Source organism: Dehalobacter sp. TeCB1, from assembly GCF_001707455.1.
Classification (GTDB): Bacteria; Bacillota; Desulfitobacteriia; order Desulfitobacteriales; family Syntrophobotulaceae; genus Dehalobacter; species Dehalobacter restrictus.
The window spans coordinates 29,249-48,482 of sequence record NZ_MCHF01000026.1 but is presented as its reverse complement, the minus strand read 5'-3'; the positions used below and the strand labels follow the sequence as shown (position 1 = coordinate 48,482).

The 19,234-nt window shown below is 46.0% G+C and carries 15 protein-coding genes and 1 riboswitch; of the genes, 9 read left to right on the top strand and 6 right to left on the bottom strand.

The features are described from left to right. Nucleotides 1-145 precede the first annotated feature (145 nt). The 3 genes from A7D23_RS07700 to clpX all read left to right on the top strand — a co-directional run bounded on the left by A7D23_RS07700 (nucleotide 146) and on the right by clpX (nucleotide 4,268). Complete coding sequence (locus A7D23_RS07700; RefSeq protein ID WP_025206135.1) at nucleotides 146-1,303, top strand: glycosyltransferase; 1,158 nt, start codon at nucleotides 146-148, stop codon at nucleotides 1,301-1,303. Nucleotides 1,304-1,614: 311 nt separating this feature from the next. Next, nucleotides 1,615-2,964, top strand: a complete 1,350-nt coding sequence (gene tig, locus A7D23_RS07695) for a trigger factor (protein WP_019224763.1) — start codon at nucleotides 1,615-1,617, stop codon at nucleotides 2,962-2,964. A 50-nt stretch (nucleotides 2,965-3,014) separates the two neighbouring features. Next, nucleotides 3,015-4,268, top strand: coding sequence for an ATP-dependent Clp protease ATP-binding subunit ClpX (gene clpX / locus A7D23_RS07690; protein WP_019224764.1), 1,254 nt, complete (start codon nucleotides 3,015-3,017; stop codon nucleotides 4,266-4,268). A 221-nt stretch (nucleotides 4,269-4,489) separates the two neighbouring features. Here clpX and A7D23_RS07685 read toward each other — a convergent pair whose 3' ends face one another. The 6 genes from A7D23_RS07685 to A7D23_RS07660 form a co-directional block, all read right to left on the bottom strand. After that, nucleotides 4,490-5,683: an adenosylcobinamide amidohydrolase gene (locus tag A7D23_RS07685; RefSeq protein ID WP_025206134.1), complete on the bottom strand. Its 1,194-nt coding sequence runs from the start codon at nucleotides 5,681-5,683 to the stop codon at nucleotides 4,490-4,492. Between the two features lies 1 nt (nucleotide 5,684). Then, a complete protein-coding gene (locus A7D23_RS07680; protein ID WP_025206133.1) occupies nucleotides 5,685-6,956 on the bottom strand; it encodes a heme ABC transporter ATP-binding protein in 1,272 nt (423 codons plus the stop codon). Continuing rightward, nucleotides 6,957-8,006 carry an iron chelate uptake ABC transporter family permease subunit gene (locus A7D23_RS07675; RefSeq protein WP_019224767.1) on the bottom strand — a complete coding sequence of 350 codons (1,050 nt, stop codon included), beginning with the start codon at nucleotides 8,004-8,006 and terminating at the stop codon, nucleotides 6,957-6,959. Between the two features lie 14 nt (nucleotides 8,007-8,020). Further along, nucleotides 8,021-8,938, bottom strand: a complete 918-nt coding sequence (locus A7D23_RS07670) for a cobalamin-binding protein (protein WP_025206132.1) — start codon at nucleotides 8,936-8,938, stop codon at nucleotides 8,021-8,023. A gap of 119 nt (nucleotides 8,939-9,057) precedes the next feature. Next, nucleotides 9,058-9,234: riboswitch (cobalamin riboswitch) on the bottom strand. Between the two features lie 45 nt (nucleotides 9,235-9,279). Further along, the gene (locus A7D23_RS07665) at nucleotides 9,280-9,444 is read right to left on the bottom strand and encodes a hypothetical protein (RefSeq protein ID WP_019224769.1); all 165 of its coding nucleotides are present in this window, start codon (nucleotides 9,442-9,444) and stop codon (nucleotides 9,280-9,282) included. A gap of 23 nt (nucleotides 9,445-9,467) precedes the next feature. After that, nucleotides 9,468-10,331, bottom strand: a complete 864-nt coding sequence (locus A7D23_RS07660) for an SPFH domain-containing protein (RefSeq protein WP_019224770.1) — start codon at nucleotides 10,329-10,331, stop codon at nucleotides 9,468-9,470. A gap of 200 nt (nucleotides 10,332-10,531) precedes the next feature. On the opposite strand from A7D23_RS07660, the gene lonB reads away from it, so the two are divergent. The 6 genes from lonB (at nucleotide 10,532) to A7D23_RS07630 (ending at nucleotide 19,217) form a co-directional block, all read left to right on the top strand. Continuing rightward, nucleotides 10,532-12,277 carry an ATP-dependent protease LonB gene (gene lonB / locus A7D23_RS07655; protein WP_025206131.1) on the top strand — a complete coding sequence of 582 codons (1,746 nt, stop codon included), beginning with the start codon at nucleotides 10,532-10,534 and terminating at the stop codon, nucleotides 12,275-12,277. A gap of 38 nt (nucleotides 12,278-12,315) precedes the next feature. Next, nucleotides 12,316-14,700: an endopeptidase La gene (lon, locus tag A7D23_RS07650; RefSeq protein ID WP_038603376.1), complete on the top strand. Its 2,385-nt coding sequence runs from the start codon at nucleotides 12,316-12,318 to the stop codon at nucleotides 14,698-14,700. Between the two features lie 280 nt (nucleotides 14,701-14,980). Further along, entirely contained in the window at nucleotides 14,981-15,592 is a 612-nt protein-coding gene (yihA, locus tag A7D23_RS07645) for a ribosome biogenesis GTP-binding protein YihA/YsxC (RefSeq protein WP_025206129.1), read from the top strand. Nucleotides 15,593-15,752: 160 nt separating this feature from the next. Further along, entirely contained in the window at nucleotides 15,753-16,742 is a 990-nt protein-coding gene (locus A7D23_RS07640) for a sodium:calcium antiporter (protein ID WP_019224774.1), read from the top strand. Between the two features lie 117 nt (nucleotides 16,743-16,859). Next, entirely contained in the window at nucleotides 16,860-17,456 is a 597-nt protein-coding gene (locus A7D23_RS07635; protein ID WP_025206128.1) for a hypothetical protein, read from the top strand. A gap of 219 nt (nucleotides 17,457-17,675) precedes the next feature. Beyond that, nucleotides 17,676-19,217 (top strand): glycosyltransferase family 39 protein, encoded by a 1,542-nt coding sequence (locus A7D23_RS07630; protein WP_025206127.1) that lies wholly within the window; start codon nucleotides 17,676-17,678, stop codon nucleotides 19,215-19,217. The last annotated feature ends 17 nt before the right edge of the window (nucleotides 19,218-19,234 follow it).

The following is a 19,234-nucleotide window of genomic DNA, read 5'->3' as shown; positions in this document are numbered from 1 at the left end:
CGGCAATTATTATAATATGGATGTAGCAGGAATAATCCCGGATTCTTGGACTAGAATATCTTTCATATATAATTATCTGATCCGGTTCATAATATAAATAGTAATGACACCAAATGAAGAGAGTGTTTGGAAGGGGAAAAAAGAAGTGTCGGGAGTTCTGATTTTTTCATCAAACTATGGTGAAGGACATTTCCAGGCAGGTGAAGCACTCGCCGAAGCTTTTCGTCATCAACTTTCGCCAATAGAGGTAAAGCACTTAGATTTTGGTTCTTTTTTTTACTTTAACACGGATTATTTTATGAGGAAAGCCTACGCAACAATGATCAAGAAGACGCCAAAACTCTGGAGAATACTCTTTGAAAAGACGGCAGGATTGACTGCCGAAGATTGCCGGAAGTTTGTGCGGGGATTGGAAACGAAGAAGCTGTTGGACTGCATCTGGAAGTTTAATCCTGATGTGATTGTAAGTACCCATTTTATACCGGCTGCCATATTGGGTGAACTGAAGCTGAAAGGGCTCCTTTCTGTTCCGCTGGTCACGGTGGTGACGGACTACCTTGTTCACGGCGTATGGATCCACTCCGGAACGGATAAGTATATTGTAGGTTGCAAGGATGCCTGTACCAGGCTCGTGGAGGCAGGAATAGCGCCCCAGAACGTGATTCAGTCCGGGATCCCTCTCCGGTTAAGATTTGAAGAACCCATGCAAAAAAGCGCTGCTAAACAAAAACTGCGGCTTGACCTGGACCGGAAGACGGTACTTATCATGGGTCTTAACGGTAAGCCCGTAAGCAATGTTTCAGAACTGAAGGATATTGTCCGGAACTTGGCTCAGGATATTTCGGCACAATTATTGGTGGTTTGCGGCTACAATAAAGAGCTGTACCATGCGCTTAACAGTGAAATTAGGGAAACGAATCTTTGCATCAGACTCTACGGTCATGTCGACAATGTTCAGGAATTGATGGCAGCTTCTGATCTTATGATCACTAAAGGAGGAGCATTGACAATTTCCGAAGCACTGACCATGGGACTTCCCTTGCTGATGTACAGACCCATCCCGGGGCATGAAAAAGGAAATGCTTATTTCGTTGAACAAGCGGGAGCGGGGAAGGCTTTCGGTACCCCAGATGAACTGATCCGCTACACAGTAGAACTGTTTAAGCATCCTGCCAGACTGGAAACAATGAGTTTAGCGGCACGGATGATACTGCCGGTCAATCCTTCACAAAATGCAGCTGCCTATATTTTGACACTCGGGAAAAACATCAAAACCAATCCGTTCAAAACAGAAGCGATATAATACCCGGCAGAAAATCTGCCCGTCATTGTATTTCAAAACAAGGGTTAACAAGGCACTAGATTTAAACAGAATATCAAGCGTTTTCCTTGATTCTTTGAAAAACTTCTGATAATATTAACTGGTCAATATCAGGTTTACTGGAAAGGGGAAACGGATGTTTCCTCTTTCTGAACTTGTTGCTTTTTTCCAGGGATTTACGCTTAAGCTAGGTTTGCATTTTTTTGAAAAAGGGCAGAATATCCTGGTGTGAAATGTTGATACTATTTAAATATAAAAAATAATGTAAGGTTAAATTCCAAGGAGGAGCGGACATGTCTGTCAAGATCGAAAAGAAGAACAATAACATCTACGAAATGGAAATTACGGTTGGGGTTGAAGAGGTTTCTGCAGCTTTTGACCGGGTGATGAAAAGAGCTGGCCAGGGACTCAGCATACCAGGTTTTCGCAAAGGAAAAGCCCCCAAGCATATAATAGAAAGGTATGTTGATAAAGACGCTGTGAAAAATGAAGTGATGGAGCAGGTCTCTTACCCGGCTTTATTTGAAGCCTATAAAGAGCATTCTATTACGCCAGTTTCCAGGCCGGCTATGCAGGTCGTCCAATTTGAGGCAGATAAAGATCTCATTTTTAAAGTTACGGTAGAGACCAAACCTGATGTAGAGCTGGGACAATATAAGAGTCTTGGCATCGAAAGACAGGCTGTTGAGGTTACAGACGAGCAGGTGGCCGAAGAACTGGAACGCCGTCAAAACAGACATGCTAAACTTATTCCGGTTGAAGACGGAGAAATCATTGACCAGGATATCGTCACGATTGACTTTGAAGGATTCCTGGGTGATGTGCCGTTTGAAGGAGGAAAAGGCGAGAATCACGAGTTAACCATCGGTTCCGGCACTTTTATCCCTGGATTTGAGGAACAATTAAAGGGTGCTAAGAGTGGTCAGGAACTCGAAATCAGTGTCAAGTTCCCGGAAGGCTATCACAGCGAAGAGCTTTCCGAAAAAGATGCCATGTTTAAAGTCAAGATCAACGGTATTAAGAGAAAAGAACTGGCGGCTCTGGACGACGAGTTTGCCAAAGACGTCAGCGAATTTGACACGTTGGAAGAATTGAAGCAGGATATCAGAGAAAAGATGATTTCAGCTGCAGAAGCCAGACGTGACAACGAATATAAGACCGAAGTTATTAAGAAGGTCGCTGAAAACGCAGTCTGTGAAATTCCTGAAGGAATGAAACAGGAGCGCATTGATGCGTTAATGGAAGACCTGCAGCAGAACATGTCCTATCAAGGAATTTCCATGGAGCAGTATTGCCAGTATGTCAATACCAGCAGAGAAGCGCTTCGCGAATCCTTCAGCCAACAGGCAACTGATGGACTAAAAACTGAACTTGTCCTCGAAGCAATTGCGGAAAAAGAAGGAATTACGGTTACCGATGAAGAAATTGAATCCGAGATTAATAGAATGGCTATGCAGTATGGCAGGACAGCTGAAGAACTGAAGTCAGCTCTTGAAGCTCGCGGCGAGATGCAGATGTTCAAAATGAGTTTAACATCAGAGCATACCGTTGATTTCCTGGTCAAGAACAATGGAGCAGGGCAGGAAAGTGCCGCAGCACAGAACACGGATTCAGAGAGTAATGTAACGGAGGAAAATGAATAAGATAGTTATTGCGACAATGATAAGGGAATTCTCAGTAAAGGGGTGAGCATATGGCAAAGTTTAACGATGAAAAGAATCAACTGAAGTGTTCCTTTTGCGGTAAAACACAGGAACAGGTCAAGAAACTGGTAGCAGGTCCCGGGGTATACATTTGTGATGAATGCATCGAGCTCTGTAATGAAATCATAGAAGAGGAGCTCCAGGATGATGTAGGTTCAGAAATTGGAGAGATACCTAAACCAAAAGAAATCAGAAGTATTCTTGATCAATACGTTGTCGGTCAGGACGAAGCAAAAAAAGCATTATCTGTTGCAGTTTATAACCATTACAAGCGTATCAGCATTGGCATGAAGGTCGATGATGTCGAACTTCAGAAATCCAATATCATTATGCTCGGTCCAACAGGTTCCGGTAAGACGCTGCTTGCTTCTACACTGGCTAAAGTTCTTAATGTTCCATTTGCTATAGCGGATGCAACCTCACTGACGGAAGCCGGCTATGTCGGAGAAGATGTCGAGAATATTCTCCTCAAACTGATTCAGGCTGCTGATTATGATATTGAGAGGGCAGAGCGAGGGATCATCTATATTGATGAGATCGATAAGATTGCCCGGAAATCTGAGAATCCATCCATTACCAGGGATGTATCAGGTGAAGGTGTCCAGCAGGCACTGCTCAAAATTCTGGAAGGTACAGTAGCCAGTGTTCCTCCACAGGGAGGACGCAAGCATCCCCACCAGGAATTTATCCAGCTCGATACCACGAATATCCTGTTCATTGTTGGCGGGGCTTTTGATGGCATTGACAAACTGATTCAAAACCGTATCGGCAAGAAAGTGATGGGTTTTGGGGCGGAAATTCAAAAGAAAAATGAAAAGAACGTCGGGGAATTCTTAAGGCAGATACTGCCGGTAGACCTCTTAAAATACGGATTAATCCCCGAGTTTGTCGGAAGACTTCCTGTCATTGTCACCTTGGATGCTCTGGATCAGGATGCGCTGGTCAGCATTTTGACCCAGCCCAAAAACGCCTTGGTCAAACAGTATGAAAAACTGCTGGAAATGGACGGCGTAGGGCTGGAATTCAAAGAAGATGCGCTTAAAGCCATTGCTGAAGAAGCGATTCGCCGTAATACGGGAGCGAGGGGCCTCAGGGCGATTATGGAAGAAATCATGCTGAATGTAATGTATGATATTCCAACCCGCTCGGATGTCACCAAGTGCATCGTTACCAAGGATACAATTCTTCAACGAATTGAGCCTGAGCTTATCACAGTGGATAGCAAGAAGGAAGAATCAGCTTAAACAGAATAAATCTAAACCTATGAGATACTGTTAATAGTTTTATGCTATTGGCAGTATTTTTTGTAAACTTAGGGTTTACGTCATGTACCCTAACCGCTCTTCGGCTATTGCGCCATCCTTGGCGCAATAGCCGAAAAGCGGTATTGTGGCTCACAGACTTACCCTCACATAATGGTAATGTAATATACAAAATGAAAAAACAACAATTTGAGGATACTGTTCTAGCCGAACTTCGCTGCAGCAATGATCCTTACTGTCAGCACTGCAAAGCAATGGGACATTGCCGTTATGGCATCGTAAACGGAGCTGTAGGAAATTAAGAAATCATTCAGAAAATCATGTAAAAAATCATCCGGTAAATCATAATTTCTCCTGAGACGTTCAATGATGATTTTCCCTTCGGAGGCAGCCTGAGCAGGTGATAATAACTGCCAGTCCAATTGATCCATCAGATGGACATAGAGCGTAGCCGGGATCACAAGTTCCTCTTCGCATTCTATCTTTTTTAACCTGTTCAGGAACTTTTGCTTATCTAGTGATCCTGGTTTTCTCGATTCCGCTTGATTCGGAACTCCCGCTCGAGACGTAGATTCCTGACACAGGACACCGATGCCCTTCTGATATTCCTGCCAGAGGGTTTCTTCATTGATACCGAATCTTTTCAGGCGGTTCAGCAGACTGAATTGGTATTCCGGACAAAGACCGGTCTGCAGGAAAAGAGCCTCCTTCAAAGCCTGTTTGACGGTAATTCCAATCAGCTCTCCCAATTTGCTGTGTTTGCCGGCATAGAAAAGCCGGGAGCCAGACTTGCTGTTGCAGATGATGACCGTCCCGTCTGTGCCTGATCCTGTGGCGATGCCTCTGGAATAACAGCTGCCGGCCATAAGCTCCTGCAGGGCAGCCGTTTTGGCTTCTGTACAGGTCACAAGTGCTCGGGTCAGGGTCTCTTCCGGAAGATCGGCATTGATATACAGCAGAATATTAATCGTTCCAGCTGGAATGGTTACCGTTTCCCCCTGCCGTTCATGAAAAAAAGCGGGATCACCGATCCGGCCGCCGTTCATTTCGATGCCGCCGGTTACCACTGCGGTGACAGTTAGATCTTCGTAGCTTGCTGTCCGAATAGCCACATTATTCATGGCAGCAGCCGTCAGAAGGCCTGCGGAGGCTTCAGGATCAAGATCCAATTTCGTGGCAATCAGCTTCATATGTTCCTCATAGACGGCTGGAGTGATGTCACACGTCAAACCCATCCCGGAATTAATATCGTGGTTAAAAACAAATTTCAGGTTTTCGCGGTAACCACCGTTTAAATGGGCGGTACTCAGGACCTTGCGGTCATCCTTGAAAGAAATAATGATACTGTCTTTATAGCGCTCAACAGTATCACCTGTTTCGTAAGTCCACAGAAGCAAATCATTTTCCTCCGATCCTACCTAATAGTTCCCGGATACTGCCGAACTTCTCTGCGCCGTGCTGCATCATGCCGGCAAGAAGGCTGTCAGCTTTGCCACCGGTAAAATCTCCTGTGTAATCCCACTGTTCTGATTCAGTTTCCACAATCATTACTTTTTTGTTTTTAAGGTGTAAGGCCACGGAAACCTGTTCTAAATTGACGATGTTCCCGTACCCGAAAGGGACAGACAAAACAATGATCAGGTCTGCTTCATTTAGAAGCTCTTCGTTCATGTTAAAGGCTTCGGCGGAGATGGGGGAAAAAGGAGCTTCTTCGGAAACGGCAATGCCGAGCTCTTTGGCTTTTTTCCAGTCCGAATCTCCAATGTTCAGGACGCCGCAGCTCACCTGATAACCGGCCTGAACCAATTGTTCCATCAGATAGACACCGCTTCCGCCGCCGCAGAGTAAATGGATACGTACATCCCTGGCAGCCTCACTCCGGTCCTTCTTTTTACTTAACGGAATAATATTAAAGCGTCCGGTGATTTCATTCGTCGTAATCGCAACTTCGATATGGTAGCTGTCCCGGATCTTCTGGGCTGTCAGCACTTCAACAGGACTGCCATAAGCCACAATTCTGCCTTTATCGAGAAGAATGATTTTATGGCTGAACTGGGCAGCAAGGTTAAGATCGTGCAAAACAGCGATTACGGTCAGGCTTTTGGTTTTATTCAAACGATCCAGAAGTTCCAGCAATTCATATTGGTGCTGGATATCTAAATGAGAGGTGGGTTCATCGAGCAGCAGGACTTTGGGTTCCTGAGTTAAGGCTCTGGCCACAATGACTCTTTGCCGCTCGCCTCCGCTTAGTTCGTTCACAGAGCGGTCCTTCAGGTGCCAGACGTTTGTCAGCTCCATCGCCCATTGAGCAATCTCCACATCCTTTTCAGAATCGCCCTCAAATCGCTTTTGATGAGGCATTCTGCCCATCAGTACCGTCTCCATGACAGAAAAAGCAAAATCCCCTCCGGTATCCTGGGGGACGACTGCAATCGTTTTGGCAAGATCTTTTTTCTTAATCTTAAAAATATCCTGATCATCGAGCAGGACGGCCCCCTTCTGGGGAGTAATTTCTGCGGTAATATTTTTCAGCAGGGTAGACTTGCCGGACCCGTTGGGGCCGATGATGGATACAAAGCTGCCCTTGCTGATTTCCAGGCTTAAGTCTTCCAGAATATTTTTACTGCCATAGGCGAATGTAAGGTTGCTGGCAATGATTAAAGAATCCACTTATATTACTCTCTCTTTCTTTTTCTTCAGCAGATAGATGAAGAAGGGTCCACCAAAAAGCGCAGTGATGACACCAACAGGGATTTCCTGTGAGCCCAGGCATGTCCTGGCAATCGTATCGGTAATCACCAAAAAGGTCCCGCCCACAAGAAAGGAGAGTGGAAGCAGGACCCGGTGATCCGGACCGACCATAATCCTGACAATATGTGGAACGATTAGTCCGACAAAACCAATGGAGCCGCAGGATGCCACGGCTCCCGCTGTTGTCAGGGAGGTGGCCATCAGCAGAATGATTTGCAGTTTCCCAAGATTGATGCCAAGATGCTGGGCGGCACTGTCGCCGAATACCATTGCATTCATTTCCTTCGCTAAAGTGAATAAGACAATCACGCCAATAATGATAAACGGCGCGGCAAGTTGGATATGCTCCCAGCTCTTGTTGGCAAAACTGCCCATGAGCCATAGATAAATTTTATCGATATCATCCGTATTCAAAACCATCAGAAAAGACATGACTGCTGACAGAAACGCACTGAGTGCGACCCCTGCCAGCAGAAGTGTCGTGACAACGACTTTTTTCCCGACTTTGGCTAGGGAGTAGACGATCCAGGTTGTCAGAAAAGCACCGATAAAACTGAAAACAGGAATTTCGATCATGCCCAGGAAACCGCCTGCTCCGGTAATGATGGCGATCGTCGCACCCAAACCTGCTCCGGAGGATACACCCATTACGTAAGGATCGGCCATCGGGTTTTTGAAAAAACCCTGCAGGGTACCTCCGATGACGCCCAGAGCTCCGCCAACCAAAGCTGCCAGAATGATTCTCGGAACACGCAGAGACCAGATAATCGTTTGATGGACATGGGGATAGTCTTCAGCATGAAACCAGTGATTCAATAAAGGTACTTTGCTCATGATAATTCCGGCGCTCTCTTTAAACGAAATATCTGCTGAGCCAACCGTTGTGCAAAAAATGCCCACAGCAATCAAAAACAAGGTGAAGCAGATCAGCAGGTACTTCCAACTTTTCCGGTTTTTTAAAACATCCATGATCAATAGCACCATTAATTTCCAAAAATTTCAGGATGAATAATTTTTGCGATTTGCTCCAGACCGTCAATGACTCTTGGGCCTGAGCGGCTGATCAGGTTGTCGTCGACAGCATATACCTTGTTGTCTTTCACCGCACTTAAGACTTCATAGCCGGTTCTGTTTTGGATATCAGCTGGGGTATGGGCATGAGTATTGATGATGTAATAATCCGGATCGGCTTGGAGCAGACTTTCCATGCTGTAATTATAAAATTTTTCAGTATTGCCGGCAGCAATATTGACGCCTCCGGCAACTTCGATAAGGTTATTGACAAAACTGGTTGAACCGGCCGACATCAGAGGATCGTCCCAAATTTCCACAAATACAGTTGGTTTGGCGATGTCTTTGAGTTTGGAGGTTATATTTGTCATTCTGGTTCTCATATCTGCAGTGACTTTCTTGGCTTCTGCTTCCTTACCAGTCAAAGAACCAGCCAATTCGATATTGCTGATAACCTGATCGATCGTATCGGCATCGAGTACAACAACCGTCACCTTCAGCTCTTCAAGCTTCTTGATGACATCTTCCTGCACGCCGGCTGCAATAAAGACCATATCAGGCTCGGCAGCGACAATCGTTTCCAGATTCGGGTTCTTAAATCCGCCCATTTTTTCTTTAGTCAACGCTTGCTCGGGATAATCACAGTAATCGGTTACACCGATAATTTCCTGATCAAGGCCAATGGCAAAAAGTATTTCAGTAATAGCAGGGGCCAAAGAAATAATTTTCTGGGGGTACGCGTCAAGGGTGATCTGTCTGCCCATCGTGTCTGTAAACGTTTTTCCCTTCAAGGCCTGCTCATTTTGCGTTGAACAGCCTGTGGCCAGTCCAAGGGCCAGGGTAAGCACCAGGGGCAGAATCAACAGCAGTGCAATTGGTTTCTTCTTCATAATCATTTCTCCTTTGTTTCGATTCTTTTTAAATAAAACAAAACAAAAGTCTCTTATATTCTAAGAGACTTTCCCATTCTAAGTCATTTAATCATTGAAGGAAGTGTTCTTACCATTACATCATCTTCCCAATCCTAGGCAGGTCTCCTGGCTTACGGGTCATTCTCCTCCCGGCCTTCCCAGATCATATCCAGTGGCATTCGGAATTCGTCTCCGCATACAGTGGTGGGTCCGCGCCGGTTTCCCGGTCTTCCCTATTATCCTCATCCTGAGGCACCTGGGATTAATCATTCATTTCTCATTTCCCTACGCTAACAATATTGCATAGAAGGCCCTTTTTGTCAATCTGAATTTTTTTTAGGAATCCTTCCGGCTTTTCGGACGCTTTCCCGCAGGAGATATTCAATGTGAGCGTTGACGCTCCGAAATTCGTCGGACGCCCATTCTTCAATAATGCTGAATAGCTTTGGATCGATACGCAGCGGAAAGTTCTTCTTGTCTGCCATTATCCTGCTCCTGCCAATGCTTTTTAATACAGGGTGCCGGTATTGAGTACTGGCTGGGCTGAACGGTCGGAGACAATTGCGACAAGTAGGTTGTTGATCATTGCCATCTTGCGTTCGTCGTCAAGTTCGATTGTCCCGCTGTTTTCCAACTGCTGAATGGCCATCTGGGCCATTCCGACAGCACCTTCCACAATTTTCTGACGGGCGGCCAGGATTGCGTTGGCCTGTTGCCTCTGAAGCATGGCGCTCGCAATCTCGGTGGCATAGGCCAGGTGGGTCAGGCGGGCTTCAATTACTTCCACGCCGGCAAGTGTAAGGCGCTCCTGAAGTTCCTTCGCAATTTCTTCGGCTACTTCCTCGGTGTTGCCCCTTAAGGAAACGTCACCTTCTTCATAATTGTCATAAGGATATTTGGTTGCAACATGGCGCAATGCTGTCTCACTTTGGATTTCTACAAACTGCTCATAATTGTCCACATCAAATACAGCTTTAGCAGAGTCAACCACTTTGATTACGACAACCGCAGCAATTTCAATCGGATTGCCGTCGACATCATTGACTTTCAAACGCTCACTGTTGAAGTTGCGGACTTTTAGAGAAATCTTTTTTGCTGCAACGAACGGAACCGTCATCCAGATGCCAGGTTCGCGAATGCTGCCAATATAGCTGCCGAAGAATGTCAGTACTTTGGCTTGATTTGGCTGGACAACCTGGATGCCGGTTGACACAATCAGTGCCAGAAGAAGCAGAATGGCTGCCAGTACGATATTCGTGAATCCTGTTTCTTTGACTGAGGCGATAACATTAAATACTGTTGCAGCTAAAAGGGCTAAAAAAATGAGAATGCCTAAGAACCCGTTAATTTTCCATACTTTTTTTTCGATCATAGTTTATCATCCTTTCTTGGAGAAAAATCCAGTCTGATCGAACTGGATCAAACAACTGGATCATACATTTAATTGATATGATTATGATATCACTTTAATATAATTAATGCAACTGGTTCTGCGGGTGATTTTGGCAATATGTTTTGAATCTTCTGATCTGGTAAATACTACATAGAGAGTCTTGAGCAGGAGGTACAGGAATGGAAGGTTTAGGGTTCGGGTCACTACTGGCGATGATTCAGCTGGCTTTTGTATTGGTTGTCGGGATTTATTTCTGGACGATGTTAAGGCAGCAGTACTCGACGAGATCTGCTGTGGAGAAGGAGTCCGTAAAACAAAAAGAAAAGCTGCAAAGAATGCGTAAAATATCTTTGACGATCCCGCTGTCGGAAAAGACCAGACCGGAAGTCTTTGCGGAGATCATTGGACAAAAAGAAGGCGTGAAAGCACTTCGGGCTGCTTTGTGCGGGCCGAATCCCCAGCATGTCCTGCTGTACGGGCCTCCGGGCGTCGGCAAAACAGCCGCAGCCAGGCTTGTCCTTCAAGAAGCTATGAAAAATTCGCTCTCACCGTTTAAAAGTGAGGCAAAATTTATTGAAATTGACGGTACGACGGCCAGATTCGATGAGAGAGGGATCGCTGACCCGCTGATTGGTTCTGTCCATGATCCGATTTATCAGGGAGCTGGCGCCATGGGGATGGCGGGAATACCGCAGCCGAAGATGGGTGCAGTCACCAAAGCCCACGGTGGGATTCTTTTTATTGATGAAATTGGTGAACTTCACACTATCCAAATTAATAAACTGCTTAAAGTGATGGAGGACCGCAAGGTTATTCTGGAAAGCTCGTACTACAGCTCTGAGGACAGCAATGTCCCTGAGCACATCCACGATATTTTCCAAAACGGCTTGCCGGCAGATTTTAGAATGATTGGTGCGACGACCAGAAGACCGGAGGAAATACCAGCGGCAGTACGCTCACGCTGTATGGAAATCTTCTTCAGGGCGCTTCAGCCGGAGGAAATTGCAGTCATCGCCAAAAATGCCGCCGAAAAAATTGATATAGAGATCACAGACAGAGCATTGGAAGTTCTTAAAAAATACGCCACGAACGGCAGAGAAGCTGTCAATATCGTGCAGCTGGCAGCCGGAGTCGTTCAAAATGAAGGCCATTGCTGTATCGATGAGGAGAACATTGAGTGGGTGGTTACGACCGGACAATACACGCCAAGGCCGGAGAAAAAAATTCCGCCTTTCCCCCAGATAGGATTGGTCAACGGCCTAGCAATCTACGGAGCAAACCTTGGCATGCTCCTGGAAATCGAGGTCACAGCCTACCCGGTCAGGAACCGTAAGGGAGAGCTCTATGTAACCGGAATTGTTGAAGAGGAAGAATCAGGTTATGAGGGTAAAAAAACGCGCCGGAAAAGTATGGCGCGCTCCTCGCTGGAAAATGTTCTGACGGTGCTTTGCCGGGAGCATAGGATTGAACCGCGTCATTACGATATCCATGTCAATTTCCCCGGGGGAGTTCCAATGGATGGTCCGTCGGCAGGGACGGCAATGGCGACCGCAGTGTATTCAGCAATTAAGAAATGCAAGGTAGACAATACCGCAGCTATGACCGGGGAGTTATCGATTCGGGGCAGAGTAAAACCGGTTGGCGGGATCAGTGCCAAAATTGAGGCAGCCGTCCAGTCAGGGTGTAAAAAAGTATTTATTCCGCAGGAAAACTGGCAGGCCAGGTTTGCTCACTGGGAAAAGGACATCCAGATCATTCCGGTGGAAACGCTCGATGAGATATTGAATGCAGTACTGCAACCTGTTCTGCCGACCACCGACATGGTCGAAGTGGATTTGTCGGAAAAGGAGGTATCGCTGAATAAAGTGCTGAAAAGGATAAAAATTCCATCAGGCAATTTGCATGAACAAGGTAAGCCGTGTTAAAATATAGCACTGACAAGTCTTTTGAGGGGAGATAAATTATGCAAGAAAGAGAGATACCGATCCTTCCGCTTAGAGGAATCCTTGTCTTTCCCTATATGGTGATTCATCTTGATGTTGGCAGGGAAAGATCCATGGCAGCCATTGAGGAAGCAATGCTCTTGGATCGCCAGATTCTTCTACTATCGCAAAAGGAAATGGAAATAGACAGCCCGACGATTGATGATCTGTATACAGTAGGCACAATTGTCGATATAAAACAGCTTTTGAGACTTCCCGGCGGGACAATGCGCGTTCTTGTCGAGGGGATCTGCCGTGCCGAGGTCAAGGAATTTTTGGCGGAAGATCCTTTCTTTAAAGCGCAGGTAGAAAGATTCCCCGGTAATGAGCGTATGAGCCCAGAACTGGAGAATATGACCAGAAGTCTGACCCACCAGTTTGAAGAATATGCGCGTCTCGGCAAAAAAGTATCCCCCGAAGCGATTGGATCGGTGCTTGCTGTAAAAGAGCCCGGTCGGATGGCTGATTTGGTGGCTTCCCACTTGAATTTAAAGATAGAAGATAAACAGGCGGTTCTTGGCGCGATTGATGTAAGCGAACGCCTGGAAAAGCTCACCGAACTGATCATGCGTGAAATCGAGATTCTTGAGCTGGAAAGACGCATTGGGCTCAGGGTACGAAAGCAGATGGAAAAGGCCCAGAAAGAATATTACCTGCGGGAGCAGATTAAAGCGATCCAGAAAGAACTGGGCGACAAGGATGAAAAACAGGCTGAAATTGAAGAATATAAAGAGAAGATCGAAAAGGCGAATCTGACGGATGAGGCCAGGGAAAAGGCCTTGAAAGAACTGGACCGCCTCGAAAAAATGGCTGCATCTTCCGCTGAAGGAACCGTTGTCCGGACGTATATTGACTGGATCATCGCGCTTCCCTGGAATAAGGCGAGCAGGGACAAAGGGGATATGCATAAGGCTGAAAAAATATTGGAAGAAGACCACTATGGTCTGGAGAAAGTCAAGGAGCGGATCCTGGAGTATCTTTCTATCCGTAAACTCACGCCAAATATGCGCAGCCCGATACTTTGCTTTATCGGACCGCCCGGAGTAGGTAAAACCTCACTCGCAAAATCCATTGCGAGGTCTCTGGACCGCAAGTTCGTCAGAATGTCCCTGGGCGGCGTTCGCGATGAGGCGGAGATCAGGGGTCACCGTCGGACGTATATCGGCGCATTACCCGGCAGGGTGATTCAGGGGATACGCAAGGCGGAAACGAAAAATCCGGTCTTCCTATTTGATGAAATTGATAAAATGTCTTCAGACTTTCGCGGGGATCCTGCTTCTGCCATGCTTGAAGTGCTTGATCCGGAGCAGAATCATTCCTATGCGGATCACTATCTGGAGGTTCCATTTGATCTTTCCAAAGTGCTGTTTATCATGACAGCCAACTATATCGAAAATATTCCGCGTCCGCTTCTGGACAGGATGGAAGTCATTCATTTAAGCGGCTATACCGAAGATGAAAAAGTCAATATTGCGGTTCGGCACCTCATACCGAAACAGATGAAAGTGCACGGGTTGAAAGAGATTGTTGTCCGGCTGGATAGCGCCTGCGTCCTGAAGATTGTCCGGGGCTATACCAGGGAATCCGGAGTCAGGAATTTGGAACGCGAAATTGCTAATGTGTTGCGTAAAGTAGCGGTCCGTGTTGTGAAAAAGGAATGGAAGCCGCGGACACTGACACCGGAAGATATTGAAACCCTACTCGGAGCTCCCCGCTATTTTTACCGAACAGTGGGCTTCGAACCGGAGATCGGCGCTGCTGTCGGTCTGGCTTATACTGAAGTCGGAGGAGATGTACTGACCATTGAAGCTACGCCTCTGGCAGGCAAAGGAAGACTGACGCTGACTGGAAAACTCGGCGATGTGATGAAAGAATCGGCGCAGGCAGGATTGACATTTGTCCGTTCCCAGGCTGAAAGCTTGGGGATTAGCAAGGATTTTTACGATCAGCTTGATTTGCACATTCATGTGCCGGAGGGAGCTGTACCGAAGGACGGACCGTCCGCCGGCATCACGATGGCGACGGCAATGGCTTCGGCGCTTTCTTCCAGAGCTGTCCGGCAGGATGTCGCGATGACCGGAGAGATCACTCTACGCGGCAATGTGCTGCCGATTGGCGGACTGAAGGAAAAGGTGCTGGCCGCACACAGGGCGGGGATCAAAACGATTATTCTTCCTGAAAAGAACCTGAAGGACCTGGAAGAAATTCCGGAAGAAATCAGGAAAGAACTGGAATTCCGTTTTGTCAAACGAATGGAGGAAGTTCTGGATATAGCCCTTCTTCCGGTATCTAAATCACAAGAATTCCTGCCGCAGCTGCCGGTCTACAACACGGATTTTACGCAGCCTGAAAGCAGGCCGCTGTAAGCAGCTCAAATAATCTGCTGCTAAACAGGTTTCAGTCTTATATACTGGCAGACGGGAGACAGAGGGGCGTTTTAGTATCTTGTTTCAGAGGAAACAAAGAAAACGTCCCTCTGTGTTTTCCTTCGTTTTCTAACTCCTTAGTTGGTCTCCCGATGTATTTGTCTCCCTTGGATTAATCCCGATTTTGGAGTACAATATTAGCTGTTGATGTTTAAGGAACATAGTTGGGACATAACATAGTTGGCATATTGTACTCACGATGTTCCGTTGAGGTGATAGTGTGATTTTTCGTAAAGCTGAATTTATGATTTCGGCAGTGAAGCCGCAGCAGTATCCTGAGGGAATAAGGCCGGAGCTGGCTGTCTCAGGCCGTTCCAATGTAGGAAAGTCTTCTTTGATCAATAAGCTTGTCAATCGAAAGGCACTGGCCAAGGTCGGCAAAACGCCCGGCAAAACGCAGATGATCAATTTTTTTAATATTAATGATGAATGGTATCTTGTTGATTTACCGGGTTATGGCTATGCAAAAGTGCCTCAGGAGACCCGAATGCAGTGGGGGAAGATGATGCAGACGTACTTTCGTCTGCGTGAGAATTTGAAAGGGGTCATTCAGCTGGTTGATATCCGCCATCAGCCGACCGATGAAGACAGGCTGATGATGGAAATGCTTAAGGTCAACAACATACCTGTTCTGGTGGTAGCGACAAAAGCAGATAAGATTGCGAGGGGACAACGACCCAAATATCTCAAAATCATTGCGGAATCTTTCAAAATGTCGGACTGGAAGACGATTATTCCTTTTTCTTCAGAGGACGCTACCGGCCTTCAGGAGCTAAATCAGGCCATGGATGATATTATCTTTCCTGATGCGGAAGACAAGTCCGGAGAGTGATCCGGAAGAATAATCAATGGAGAAGAGCAATAGATTTTGAAGAGTAATGGAAAATAAAACATAGAATAATTTAAGAATTATATGGAAAATAATAACATTAATAGCTTTGAATTAATAGTTTAAGAAAAATAGTTTATTGAGCTAAACAGGAGAGAAAAAAATGATCGATATAATTTTGCTGGTTGTCAGTTTAGGCGTCATTCTGCTTGGGGCGGAAGTGTTTACAAACGGAATTGAGTGGCTTGGCAGGAAACTCAATTTGGGTGAAGGGGCTGTCGGCAGTATCTTCGCTGCGGTAGGAACCGCTTTGCCGGAAACATTGATTCCGATCCTCGCGATTCTGACCGCCAGTGGGTCAAGCGGGCACGACATTGGCATAGGGGCAATTTTAGGAGCGCCGTTTATGCTTGGAACACTTGCTTTTTTCGTCACAGGGATTGCTGTACTGATTTTCCGAAGAACAAACAGACCGATGTATATTCATCCGGAAGTCATTGAGCGGGATCTGAAGTTTTTTCTGATTGTCTATTTACTCGCAATCGTTGCTTCCTTTTTACCAACACACTCTTTGAAAATGCTGATTGTGATTGTTCTTGTGGGGGCTTATTGTGCCTATGTTTACCGGACAATCAAATCAAGCCATGGTGAAGCGAATTTAGAAGAGGAACTTCCTGTGTGCTACTTTTCCCGCAGGGGGGAGCCTAAGCTGATTGTCGTATTCGTTCAGATTATAGCTGCGCTTGCAATTATCATTGTGGGTGCGGAACTATTCATTAATTCTGTTCAGGCCGTATCGACGGCTGCCGGAATCTCAGTGTTCATCCTGGCAATTATCATTACGCCAATTGCAACTGAACTGCCGGAGAAATTCAACAGTGTTCTCTGGGTGCGTCGTGGTAAAGATACATTGGCCATGGGAAATATCACCGGAGCAATGGTCTTCCAGAGCTCGGTCATTCCGGCAATTGGCATTTCCCTGACCTCCTGGGTTCTGGAACCGCTGGCCCTGGTCAGTGCGCTGCTTGCCCTAGCCTCCGCATCCCTTCAGTATTTCATCATCGTCAAAACGAAAACACTCTATCCTGCAATCCTGATGATTGGCGGGGTATTCTATGCGATCTTCTTATTCCTTTCCCTAAGAGCGATTTAATCCCGAGCGGAAGATATCACAGAAAAAAATAGACAAATGTTCCCAAAACTATGAATAAAGGTTATCCCGGTTTTAATATATTATAATAGGATAATATATGAAACCGGGTGATTTTTTATGGGAACAAGCATTCTAAAAGGCATTACCATAGGTCTGCTCGTCACGGTTCTGACCCTCCTGGCTGTACTGGTCACAACGCTGGCCGGAATTGATGAAAAGATCATCGCCTATCTTGTGGATTTTGGTCTTTTGCTGAGTTGCCTGGTAGCCGGTTTTCGAGCCAGCAGAGACTCCGGCCGGCTGCTTCCTGCAGGACTGGCTGCCGGAGGATATGCTGTGGTTGGCATACTGCTTTTGGCTCTTTATTTTCCGATTGAAAGCCTTGGCGCCGTCAAAATCATTTCCGAGGGAATAGGTCTTGGATTGCTGGCAGGGGTACTCGGTACAGGTTTTCTTGGTTCCGAGCCTGTCTCTTATGAACGGCTAAACAGTATATCGCATCCAAACAGTCTGCTGCGATCCAAATGGCCGTTAGAGGAAGACCGGAAATCCACAACTGAGATTCGAAGAAATGCCAGTTGGTACGGTGAAGACCCAAATGCGGAAAGGGCTCGGATCTACGAACTGTGCAGCAAAAAACCGGAACTCACGGAGGAAGAAGAAGCTTTCAACTGGTGGGAAGTCGAAACCAAGAGGCAGCTTCGGCGACGGTAACTATACAATCCAAAAGTGTTGATTTCAATTCAAGCTTCTTTTCCACTTGCATTGTTTCAGGGCAAACAAGCAAGAGGGAAGAGGCTTTTTCTTCATTGAAAGGAGTTTTAGTATAGGGAATCCATATACAGGAAAAGCTAAGCCGAATGATGCATGCCGCGGCGGACAGAGTAAAAAATGAAAGCAATTGGATAGCTGAAAACAGGGGTGCCAGTGACAATGATGACGAAAAGAGAAAAAATCCTCCTATTTTTCTTATTGACTTTTATTCTTCTGCTCAGGCTCTATCACATAAATGTCGGTCCTGTTGAAATTGAGGAGAGCTGGCGGCAGGCTGACACAGCATCAATCGCCAGGAATTTCGCAGGTTATGACTTTCATCCGTTTCATCCCAATTTGAACTACGACGGGCCATTTCCAAATATTCCGGCGTTGGAAATTCAAGTTACGACCTATCTGATCGCGATCCTGTACAAAGTATTCGGCTATCATTATTTTCTGGCAAGGGCTGTTCCGATTGCTTTTTTTTTGATCTCAGCCCTGTATCTGTATCTGCTGGCACGCCTGTATCTGGGGTGGAATGGAGCAGCTTACAGTCTTCTGATTTATGGGATCCTGCCGATTAATCTGTATTATTCCCGGGCGATTATGCCGGAGTCCGCAGCCCTGATGTTCTGGATCGGAGGATTTTACTATTTTAACCGATGGATTATCAAGCAAAATAATTGCAGGGAGCATCAAAGAAGCGATCATCAGAATCACGGAAATTACGGAAATCACGGAAATAATAGGAATGGTGATGTAAATGATCACGGGTATAGCGATCTGATAAGCAAATACGGTTTACTTATTTTGAGCTCATTTTTTTTAGCTCTGGCAATCATGACCAAACCACCTGTGATTTTTATTGGAATCCCCATGATATATCTCTGTTTTAAGTATTATGGGCGGAAATGGCTGAAAATGCGTGTTTTTTGGATATACAGCTTCATTACGGCAGCGCTTCCAGCCTGCTATTACTATTTCAGTACTACCGCTGCGGAGTATAAATTTACGCTGGGCATTACCCGTAATATTATTTTTAAGCAGGCGGTTACCGCCTTTTACAGTCCGGAAGCACTTGACTTTTTCACGGTAAATTTGCCAAGGGCCCTTGGCATAAGCGGGCTGCTTCTTTGCCTTGCAGGAATATTTTTTTTGAGGGGAAAGCAAAAAGTATTTTTGGTCTGGTTTATCACGATGATTTTCGAGGCAATCTTGATTGTAAGCGGGATCCGGGCATTTTATTACCTGATATTTTTGATGGTGCCGTGCTGTTTGCTGGCCGGTAATCTTTTGGCCAGGGCGGCTTCGGGTCCAGTTGGAAAAATTGCAGGAGTGGTGTTGGTACTGCTCTTAATGAAGGAAAGTTATGACCTGGTTAAACCGATGTTCACCATCAACACGGTGATGGCGCAACAAGTAAACGTAGTAAAGCAGCTGACGGTTCAGGACGATCTCCTTGTGGTCGGTTCTCTGGATCCGTGTCTGCTGGACTTAACGGACAGAAGAGGCTGGCGGTACAATCTTAGGCTGTATGCTGCAACACCCAAAGATCCTATTCAGGAACTGGATGATTATATTGCAAGAGGAGCCAAATATTTTGTGCCAATTCAGGGGAAAATATATGGGGATCAGGATGAGAAGCTATTGAGCTATATTGAAGGAGAATATCCGAAGCTCGAGGTCGTACAGGGTTACCCGATTTATGTACTAAAGTGAGCGGTGACTGCTTATCC

Bases quoted from the DNA above. Each gene is read 5' to 3' on its own strand.
- A7D23_RS07660 (WP_019224770.1), bottom strand. From the start codon at position 10,331: ATGATCGAAAAAAAAGTATGGAAAATTAACGGGTTCTTAGGCATTCTC.
- A7D23_RS07670 (WP_025206132.1), bottom strand. From the start codon at position 8,938: ATGAAGAAGAAACCAATTGCACTGCTGTTGATTCTGCCCCTGGTGCTT.
- lonB (WP_025206131.1), top strand. From the start codon at position 10,532: ATGGAAGGTTTAGGGTTCGGGTCACTACTGGCGATGATTCAGCTGGCT.
- A7D23_RS07635 (WP_025206128.1), top strand. From the start codon at position 16,860: ATGGGAACAAGCATTCTAAAAGGCATTACCATAGGTCTGCTCGTCACG.
- A7D23_RS07640 (WP_019224774.1), top strand. From the start codon at position 15,753: ATGATCGATATAATTTTGCTGGTTGTCAGTTTAGGCGTCATTCTGCTT.
- tig (WP_019224763.1), top strand. From the start codon at position 1,615: ATGTCTGTCAAGATCGAAAAGAAGAACAATAACATCTACGAAATGGAA.
- A7D23_RS07665 (WP_019224769.1), bottom strand. From the start codon at position 9,444: ATGGCAGACAAGAAGAACTTTCCGCTGCGTATCGATCCAAAGCTATTC.
- lon (WP_038603376.1), top strand. From the start codon at position 12,316: ATGCAAGAAAGAGAGATACCGATCCTTCCGCTTAGAGGAATCCTTGTC.
- clpX (WP_019224764.1), top strand. From the start codon at position 3,015: ATGGCAAAGTTTAACGATGAAAAGAATCAACTGAAGTGTTCCTTTTGC.
- A7D23_RS07675 (WP_019224767.1), bottom strand. From the start codon at position 8,006: ATGGATGTTTTAAAAAACCGGAAAAGTTGGAAGTACCTGCTGATCTGC.
- A7D23_RS07630 (WP_025206127.1), top strand. From the start codon at position 17,676: ATGATGACGAAAAGAGAAAAAATCCTCCTATTTTTCTTATTGACTTTT.